This window comes from Legionella quateirensis, from assembly GCF_001467955.1.
Classification (GTDB): Bacteria; Pseudomonadota; Gammaproteobacteria; order Legionellales; family Legionellaceae; genus Legionella; species Legionella quateirensis.
Genome location: NZ_LNYR01000034.1, coordinates 406490 through 415918, shown reverse-complemented (window position 1 = coordinate 415918; position 9429 = coordinate 406490). Strand labels below are relative to the sequence as shown.

Sequence of the window (9429 nt, the reverse complement as noted above, 5' to 3'; positions counted from 1 at the left end):
CCAAAAGAAGAAAATACTATTTCTATAACCTACACTAGAAAAAAGCCAGTACGACGTCCCTTACCTGAGCACTTACCTCGTGAAGTGATCGAGCATGATATTGCAGACGAAGAGAAACTCTGCGCATGTGGATGTATGAAGCAACGAATTGGAGAAGAAGTCACAGAGCAGTTAGAGTATGTTCCTGCCAAGCTTTCTGTTATTGCCCATGTTCGTCTATTTTTAGCAGTAGCCTATAAAAGTCTTATTAGATCAGCAAATTCAGTACATGACTAAAAATTAGCCGGAAATTTTGCCGGTTCCGGGCTAGAACCCCTGATTGGAATATATGAATTTTACAACAAAAAGAATGCCTTATTTTACATGAGGTTATACAAAATTTGATATCTAAAGAAAAAATCAATTTATTGTCTGCAGCCTAGGCTGGTAAAGGGTTGTAGGCATGCTCTGGGAAATTCCGTACCTTCCTGCAAGGAACCCCTAATATGCCACAATAGTGACTCTCTTCTGATTCTCTCTTCCGCTCCTCATTTGATCTAATTGGCTTTTTTGAGTACAATTAAGAGTAAGCTGTATTCAGGAAATTTTTTTCATTAGCGTATAGGAAGAAATATGATAAATTTTAATTCGACCAAAGAGAATGTCCTTGAGGCCGTTAAGCAAAATGGCCTGGCACTTTTCTATGCGCACGCAGATTTACAAAAAGATAAAGAAGTTGTCCTTGAGGCCGTTAAGCAACATGGCTGGGCACTTCAATTTGCGCACGCAGATTTACAAAAAGATAAAGAAGTTGTCTTTGAGGCCGTTAAGCAAGATGGCCTGGCACTTCAATTTGCGCACGCAGATTTAAAAAAAGATAAAGACTTTGTTCTTGAGGCCGTTAAGCAACATGGCTGGGCAATTTTCTATGCGCACGCAGATTTACAAAAAGATAAAGAAGTTGTCCTTGAGGCCGTTAAGCAAAATGGCCTGGCAATTCAATTTGCACACGCAGATTTACAAAAAGATAAAGACGTTGTTCTTGAGGCCGTTAAGACATATGGCCTGGCAATTCAATTTGCACACACAGATTTACAAAATGACAAGAAATTTGTCCTTGAGGCCGTTAAGCAAGATGGCCTGGCACTTCAATATGCGCACGCAGATTTAAAAAAAGATAAAGACGTTGTCCTTGAGGCCGTTAAGCAAGATGGCCGGGCACTTCACCTTGCGCACGCAGATTTAAAAAAAGATAAAGACGTTGTCCTTGAGGCCGTTAAGCAACATGGCCTGGCACTTCAATATGCGCACGCAGATTTAACAAAAGATAAAGACGTTGTCCTTGAGGCCGTTAAGCAAGATGGCCGGGCACTTCACCTTGCGCACGCAGTTTTAACAAAAGATAAAGACGTTGTCCTTGAGGCCGTTAAGCAAGATGGCCGGGCACTTCAATTTGCGCACCGAGATTTAAAAAAAGATAAAGACGTTGTCCTTGAGGCCGTTAAGCAACATGGCCTGGCACTTCAATATGCGCACGCAGATTTAAAAAAAGATAAAGACGTTGTCCTTGAGGCCGTTAAGCAAGATGGCCTGGCACTTCACCTTGCGCACGCAGTTTTAACAAAAGATAAAGAAGTTGTCCTTGAGGCCGTTAAGCAACATGGCCTGGCACTTGAATATGCGCACGCAGATTTAAAACCTTTCCTGAAGGCCTTTCTAAAATTAAAAGCATCATCTGATGATTTTAAGGATCAAAATAAGAAAGGCGCGGTTGGGGATATTCTAAAGCAGTGCGAAAAATTGTTCATTGCTAACCAGGAATCAACACCCAAGCTGACAATGGTACTAATAAAGACCAGAAAGCTTATCAAAAATCCAGAAAATCAGTATGCCGCAATAGACTATCAAAATTTTGCCAACGATATCGCTAAAATACCATCACCAGGGATGCAGTTGCTAGGTAAATTAATGATGGGTTTGGCTGCAATAATTCTGGGAGTAAGTATTTTTATGGCGTCTACTGGCGTGGGGCTATTACCCGCCGCTGGTCCTCTTACCTCTGCTCTAGGGATATTTGCTGTTGGTGCCGTCCTAAATGAGAAAGGGAAAAAAGACAATGCCGCATTAATTAAATCTATGAAATCTATGGATGAGCCAAAGAAGCCAGGGAGTGTTTAATTTGTGTAATTATACTGCACATAAGAAAAATAAAACGGATCTTTTAACGCGATTTAAATTTTTGCTTCTAAAGCTGTCGTCAATTTTTGTAGTTACTTAATGGTTCTGGATGTAATTTGCGTGAAAATTGATTAAAACTGAAATGGTGAAAGCATGGATCAGTCACTTTTTTAACCTATTTTGATTTTCAAGATGAACGTATTCCTACTGTGCAAGACAGTATTCAAAATAATTAACCTGTTCTATTCTCTTTTATCAGTGAAACGTGCTCCGGTGGTCCCCGAATGGTAAGTGTATTAAAGACTGCGGCTTGATTCCCAGGCTTTTTATTTATATGAGATAAAATTTTATCGATAACACTTTTATCTTTGATACGTATTCGTTCGGCGAAATACGGTTTGAATTACATGAAGTAGTTAATTAGGGGTTGTTAGGTTAAATGGCAACAGAGCCCTATAGTCTTCGGCTGTTTTGCAAGAGCGGATGTTTTTAAACAGAGTTTTTAGATAATCAAAGGGATTAAGGCCATTGGCCTTGGCTGTTGCAATGAGGCTATAGAATAAAGCACTGGCATGATCGCCTCTGTGACTCCCTGAGAATAGCCAGTTTTTTCGTCCTAAAGCAAAAGGCCTTCTAGCGTGAGCAAAGCACCCCAAATGGATAATATCCGGATGGTCATCTACCCAATCATATCCCTTATACCCGTCGGTTTGCAGATAGCCTTTAAAATCCTTAAGTATTTGCTTAGGCCACTGAGCTTGTCGAGTTTGCTGGTAGTCAAAAAGGACTATTTTTTTATCAGGCCGGTGGTTACGATAGACGAACATGGGCAATAACAGAAAGCTTGGCAGGAACATACTCTAACTGCTCTGTGACTTCTTCTCCAATTCGTTGCTTCATACATCCACATGCGCAGAGTTTCTCGTCGTCTGCAATATCATGCTCGATCATTTCGCGAGGTAAGTGCTCAGGTAAGGGACGTCGTACTGGCTTTTTTCTAGTGTAGGTTATAGAAATAGTATTTTCTTCTTTTGGAAGCTCGGTGGTTTCAACCGACTCCGCTTCATCAAATTGCAGTTCTCCCTTACCCTAAATGGGCTTCTGAGGAGCGACCAAGTTGAATATAAAGCGCAATCTGTCAATGAATCACTGCAGACAAGTAATGATAAAGTCTTTGATTTTATTCTAATTTTTTTGATTAATCGGCAAAAGTAAACTCTGTACGGTACAGGCCTGAAAAGCAATACAAGCTACTGTTCAGCCCTGTAATTTTTGTCAAGATTAATAGCACTCCGAATAATTCCGTTTACACTTGGTTCATCCATTATAGGAAGAAATAGTCTTCTGAGCTTGTAAGTCCTTTTCCAACTGATGAGCAGCATCTATACCTGAAAGAGCAGCACCGTGAACGGTGCCATTTTCACCCTTGGACATATGTTCTCCTGCGAAATACAAGCCGGATTTTTCACCATACTCTTCTAACTCGGAAAACCAATTGTTCACATCAGTATCATTTGAAATCATTCTGTTAAAGCTAGACCAACCACCCATACAATATTGATCTTGGCTCCAATTTTGTTCCACAATAATGGTACCTTCTTCTATGATATGAGCTTTATCTTGATATTGATTTTTTAAACCAATTTTAACCTTTTCTAAAACAAGTTCAGGTGTTAGTTTCTCTTCATTACCAGGTAGAGGCACATAAGTTACTACAAGGCAATTACTAGGTGTTTGTGATGGCCTATAATGATCAACATTTAATATCCTTAAAATGGTGTTGGTTTCTTTATCATGTAACGCAATATGCGAATATTTAGGATTGATCAACGCATCTTCAAATTGGATCACAATTCGTGCGGCACTCCCTGAATTAACCGCATCAATAGCATCTGGCAATTTTGGAGTAAATTGTACAGCCCTATGTTGCAGTACTCCGATAGGTAAAGCACAGACAATCTGTTGGCAAGTTATGGAGCCAAGATTAGTACCTATGACATGCGTTCGATCCGCTTCTAAATATTCGACTGATTCTACTCTGGTGCCAGTAAAAATAGTGCATTGCTCGCATGCATTTAATTCATCCTGGAGCCGCTCCAACATGGATGTAAACCCATCGTACAAAAAGAAATTTTCATATCCGCCATAAAGACCAAAATCGTTGCTCCTGTCATATTGACTTACCTTATCAAGCGAACAACCATATTCCATTTCACCATAGGCCTTTTTAAAAGATCTGCCATCTTCAGTTATGATGCACACTTCACCCGACTCAAGCTGAACAGGTTGACCTAATTTATTCAGACTTGTTTCAGGTGTTGAAAAATCAATTTGAGGATCTAATTCAGAAATAAGCATATTTGGTGTTTCGGTACCTGTATTATGCATAAAATTGGCGCCTAACTGTAATTCTACAGTTCCATCTTTTGTAGGTACTTTAACAGGATAAACTCTACCTCCAAGTCTATCTTGAGCTTCAATGATAACAACTGTGTGCCCATTTTTAAGCAATTCACGAGCAGCAAACAAACCAGAAACTCCGCCGCCAATAACGGCAATCACATCTGGTGATAATTCTTGCATTTTTGTTTGTGTAGGACGCTGCTGAGAAAAAAACCTGATTTCAGCACCATTTTTATAACCTGTCCTCTCATCACGACTGCGCATATAAATACCCATTTGTTTATAAAACAACCCATTACAGTTTAGTTTGCATTAACACCATATTCAAGGTTAATCCTGAGTAGCGAGTTATTTCATAAATAGTGTTAAAGAAATTAGTGATTCAAGGCTGGAAGTTGATGCAGAAGATCCGTCAGGTGACACCAGGTTTATAAGGATTTATTTTATTCGACGTGTTCGGCCACGCACAAGCGCTATACCGCCTCTTAATGCGTCACAGCGCCTAACCTCAGGAGACAAGGCGCCCCAAGATGGAGTCATAGAGCACATGCTAACAGTCTCTCAAATTACAACTTCAATGCAGACTGTTGATGTTCAGGATTCAATTCGTCATCATCCAATTCCAAAAATACATCAGATTCGAAATCTTCCCCGGCAGCTTTAACTTCATCCTCTACGTTTAGTTTAGGATTCTCTGCTTTATACTGTCTTAAATTACTTTCAAAATCATAAAGTTGGCTGATAGAAGTAAATCGACGAATAAATACTCCACCTTTATTCTTTTCATCGGCAATACATTCACTAATGAATTGAATTTTCTCATGTAATGCATCAATCTTTTTAGCTTCTTCATCAATTTGAGATTCTAATCCAGTAGTTAAAGTGGTCATTCGCTTTTGAATATCCATAGATAAAAACTGGGATAGAAGATTATTAGATCTACGTGTGAATTCTGATAATTGATAGGCCAAATCGTGTTCTGTCTCTCCCAATTTAAACGGATTGACGATAAATGAAGCAATACCGGATATCCATGTTTTGGGTGACCATCTTGATTTTGGCGGCTCTACATTATCTGGGTGAATTTTTTTATACAACCCGATTAAGTCGGATCTTAAATGAGAATCTTTTATCGTACTTAAATGTTCCAACACACGCTGAATCTCTGTTGGGTCGACCACCGTTCTATCCAAAAATTTGGAAAAATCCATTGAGTTAACAAGCTCTCTATCAAAAAAATGATTCTGAATGTCTTCCGGAAAATCAGTTATATTCTCTGGCATTGCTCCAGAAACATAGGATTGTAACTCAAGAATTGCTCCTATATTGCTCTGATAGGTTTGAGGAAATAGCGCAACATTGACTTGCTCCCCTTTACCTTCCTGAATTAATTTAAGCTGTTCATCACGCAATTGTTTAAAAGCTGAATGTTTGGATAAGGGTAACTCAAGTTGTTTTTTTAACTGAGCTTGATCATTAATCATCGCCTTTATTTGTGAATTATATCGAGTAAAATTATCTAATAATGGAAGTGTTCCTGATCCCCTGATAATCAAATCATAATATTCTGTGCTTCCATTGCTTCCTACGATTAACTCAACCTGATTGGTTTTAAATCCAGCGACGCCATCAAGATCTTTTTTAATCTGTTCTTCTTTAATCGCAAAATGTTGTGACTCATCCAACAAGTCATGATGCTTTTGTGACACATCATTCCAAAGACTACGTAAAGTTCCTCTTAAATGGATCAGAGGATCAACAATTTTTGATTTGCTTTGACTGAATTCATTACACTTCAAACTAACAAGATGGTGCATTTCATCCAGAGCAAAAAGTGAGGGATTTTCACCTTGAATCACTTTAAGTTTCTGAGTCACTTCCTGCCAATCTTTATTTTCTTTTAACCATGGACTATTTCGATCTTCCAATTGTTTTAAAATTGTTCTGAATTTGTGTTTTACTACCTCACTGTGCGCTTCCTCTTTGCACTCATTTATAAAACCAAGATCCAGCTCATCCTTACCACTACCAATGACAGTTAATTCATTCAAAGTGTTCAATGTCTGATTAATTGTATCTCGGATATTCTTATGGCCAAATGAAAATAACCACAAGCCATCGAGTTGGGCTTGATGTTGACTTAATTTTTTAAACAGATTTTTTAATGCTGATTTTTGCAATAAGGGATCAGTTGAGAGTTTTATCCCTTCGATAGCAAGTAGCAAATCATCGGCAGCACGTGTAGCTGCAGAACGTTCCAAAAGATACCAGAATCCTCTATTTTCCTTTTTTGCCCAGGAAAGTGAATCTTCCAATTTTTGAACTACATCATTAACTACATTATCAAGGTAAATGTCTTTAATGGTCTGAAGCTCAGGGTTCAGTTCGACACCCGATTGCTGATGTACCCGTACTAATTCATTGATTACAGGCTGCATACGGTATTTCTCAGAATTATGTTCCGCACTTAACCATCGCCCTTCGTAATCAATCAAAATCAACTCAAGAGAAAGTAAATTTTCTGCATTATTTGTCCGATCAATCAATGCCTTTTTGATATTAGAGCTTAACGAAGATTGATTTATGTTATTAATAATATCTTTTGCGAGTAAGCTGATCTGATATTGAATAAAAGGTTGTCTGTATTGTCTGACATTGCCTTCAGAATATTTAAGCATCGCACCATTAACATCTAGCGCTGATTTGACCATCCGATTCGCTTTTCTTTGTTCATGCTGGGTGATTTTAATATTCTCGCGGGTAGCTAATTTATTAAGTTTCAATTGTTCACTTAACTTTACTTGCTCAAGATATACTGTACGTAATGCATTAACTGAATCTGGAATTAATCTGCCCGTAGTTTTTTCTTTAAGTTTGCGTTGAGTGTTTGTCCAGATATTCTCAACTTTGAGCTCATAATCACGCAAAGCCTTATCTAAAGTTAGTGTATCCAGTTCTTTACTGGAAGAACGTCGAACATAGGGATTGGAATAGACGCGCTCAGGATCAGTCTCCTTTAAAATCTGCTTCCATTGTAATTCGAGTTTCTTAATTAAATCCTGTTGAACAAGTAATAGCTCTGAATCCAATTGTTTCCATTCCGTGCGCGGATGTATCAGGTGCAATAATTCTTGCCAATGATCAAATTGCTCCAATATGACTCTTTGGATGGTGGTCACTGATTGAACATAATACTGCTCGATTGCCTTTTCCTGATTCCTGTTCCTGCGATTCTCATGTACCGCTTTTAATAGATTTACTTTATCCTGATTTGATTTTAAAGAACTGTGCAGAGAAGAAACAATGCCATTTTCTTCATGAATCGCATAAAATCTACTTGGTGCTCCAAAACCTGAAAGCTTTTCAATAATTTTTCGTGTCTCACCTGGTTTATGTAAATAGGATTGAATAGCAACACACCCATTGGTATGTGCTGACTTAAATTCGTCACTATTGGCAAGATAAGGAACGGTAACAGCGATCCTGGGAATCTTGGCTGTAGTATCCCTAAACCATTGATGTCTTCGTTCAGCAGGCTCGGAGCCTGTAAAAGCCTTTATCTCATATGAATTACCAGCACTTTTAAAATATTCAATTAATTGCTTATTTAAAGCTAAAGCATGCTCGGCATTCTTGGCGATCAACACAATAGGCTGTCCAGGTTTTGCCATATTGACTGCAAGGTGGATCTTCTGTAAATAATCCAGATTGTGTATCAAATGTTCTGAAACAGGTTCCGGATGAGGAACACGGTGATGCGAAGGAACACGGAACGCTAACTCCACATCCACTTTTTTACTCAAACCGACTATTTCAGGTTTAAATACTCCTTCGGTGATCAGATCATCGGCTTGAGATTCATTCAGATCTTTCGCTGGCACACCAAGAAACGTAAAAAAATCTTTTACTTCAGTGGGCTTAAACTCTTTAACGAGCAAATCTTTATTTACTCCCGTTTTATTATTATCCTGAGTAAACACCCATTGCAAAGCCGCTAGGAAGGCTTTGGTATCTTTTAAATTTTCATCTGGAGGCAGTTCAACACAGCGATTATGCTGCAACTGATTTAACGTCAATAAAACGCTGACAATTTGAGTAGAATTCAGGAACACACCAGTACAACGAAAATATTGTTCCCTCATCACTGCAATCAAATTTAATTGGGATTTAACGCGTTCTTGAGCACCCAATAAAGGATCGTTTACCCGCTCAATAAACAAATCAGATAATTGACGCAACTGCATTCTGCTCAAGGTAGTTAAATTTGAATAGGATCTGTTTTTAACATTTAAAGGACACTCACGACCTATAGCATTAATGTAGATTACCTGTTGAACAAGATGTAACTGCTTTGATGACGACAGTACTGAACCATCTCTTAGATTTTGGATATTTGCAACAACACGACTCAATTTGGAAGTATCAAATTGTTCTTCAAAAATTTCATCAGTTAATTGAGAGACTTTTCCTTTGCTCACTTTAGGGTCACGACCCGCTTTTGGATCTTTATCAAAAGAATCAATATAGGACTGAAGTTGCAGGGAGTTTTTATGGAGTTGTTTGGTAAATTCTTCTAAATCGGGATAAGGAGGATAATCAAAGAGGCCAGCAATATCTCGCAATAAAACTCGATGTATTTTGAGATTTTCTTTTAATTCCTGTAACAACTCAAATTGATCTTCGGTTGCTTCTTTTCCAAATGAAATTAAAATTTTAATAGTGAACTTTAAATCATCTGATAATGTTTTGTCTTGTTGACTTAGAGTTTCTAATTGTTCAACGAACTCAGTAACGTTCCTGGATAATAATTTATCTATAGCGCTCTTCATGCAACAACATCTCCCCAAACTCAGACTTTTCGCATCATGA

The 9429-nt window shown here is 38.2% G+C and carries 5 protein-coding genes and 3 pseudogenes; 2 read left to right on the top strand and 6 right to left on the bottom strand.

Features of this window, described 5'->3' with window-relative positions; all coding sequences use genetic code 11:
• Together Lqua_RS13145 and Lqua_RS13140 are read left to right on the top strand one after the other, a co-directional pair.
• On the top strand, nt 1–276 hold a 276-nt coding region (locus Lqua_RS13145; RefSeq protein ID WP_058474731.1), incomplete at its 5' end, for an IS66 family transposase zinc-finger binding domain-containing protein.
• 336 nt (nt 277–612) lie between these two features.
• A complete protein-coding gene (locus Lqua_RS13140) occupies nt 613–2157 on the top strand; it encodes a DUF4116 domain-containing protein (protein ID WP_058474730.1) in 1545 nt (514 codons plus the stop codon).
• A 416-nt stretch (nt 2158–2573) separates the two neighbouring features.
• On the opposite strand, the pseudogene Lqua_RS19060 reads toward Lqua_RS13140, so the two are convergent.
• The 6 genes and pseudogenes from Lqua_RS19060 to Lqua_RS13125 form a co-directional block, all read right to left on the bottom strand.
• Nucleotides 2574–2699: pseudogene (locus tag Lqua_RS19060) on the bottom strand (transposase domain-containing protein); the annotation flags it as partial.
• 81 nt (nt 2700–2780) lie between these two features.
• Nucleotides 2781–2984 (bottom strand): annotated as a pseudogene (locus Lqua_RS19055) (IS66 family transposase); the annotation flags it as partial.
• Nucleotides 2968–3057 (bottom strand): IS66 family transposase zinc-finger binding domain-containing protein, encoded by a 90-nt coding sequence (locus tag Lqua_RS18795; protein WP_238585582.1) that lies wholly within the window; start codon nt 3055–3057, stop codon nt 2968–2970. The pseudogene Lqua_RS19055 and the gene Lqua_RS18795, both read right to left, overlap by 17 nt.
• 57 nt (nt 3058–3114) lie before the next feature.
• Nucleotides 3115–3234: pseudogene (locus tag Lqua_RS19050) on the bottom strand (hypothetical protein); the annotation flags it as partial.
• 240 nt (nt 3235–3474) lie between these two features.
• Nucleotides 3475–4824, bottom strand: a complete 1350-nt coding sequence (locus tag Lqua_RS13130) for a flavin monoamine oxidase family protein (protein WP_058474728.1) — start codon at nt 4822–4824, stop codon at nt 3475–3477.
• A gap of 302 nt (nt 4825–5126) precedes the next feature.
• Nucleotides 5127–9389, bottom strand: coding sequence for a rhoptry family protein (locus Lqua_RS13125; RefSeq protein ID WP_058474727.1), 4263 nt, complete (start codon nt 9387–9389; stop codon nt 5127–5129).
• Between the last annotated feature and the right edge of the window lie 40 nt (nt 9390–9429).

Excerpts from the sequence above, each read along its gene's own strand:
- Lqua_RS18795 (WP_238585582.1), bottom strand. The coding sequence starts at position 3,057 with ATGAAGCAACGAATTGGAGAAGAAGTCACAGAGCAGTTAGAGTATGTT.
- Lqua_RS13140 (WP_058474730.1), top strand. The coding sequence starts at position 613 with ATGATAAATTTTAATTCGACCAAAGAGAATGTCCTTGAGGCCGTTAAG.
- Lqua_RS13125 (WP_058474727.1), bottom strand. The coding sequence starts at position 9,389 with ATGAAGAGCGCTATAGATAAATTATTATCCAGGAACGTTACTGAGTTC.
- Lqua_RS13130 (WP_058474728.1), bottom strand. The coding sequence starts at position 4,824 with ATGCGCAGTCGTGATGAGAGGACAGGTTATAAAAATGGTGCTGAAATC.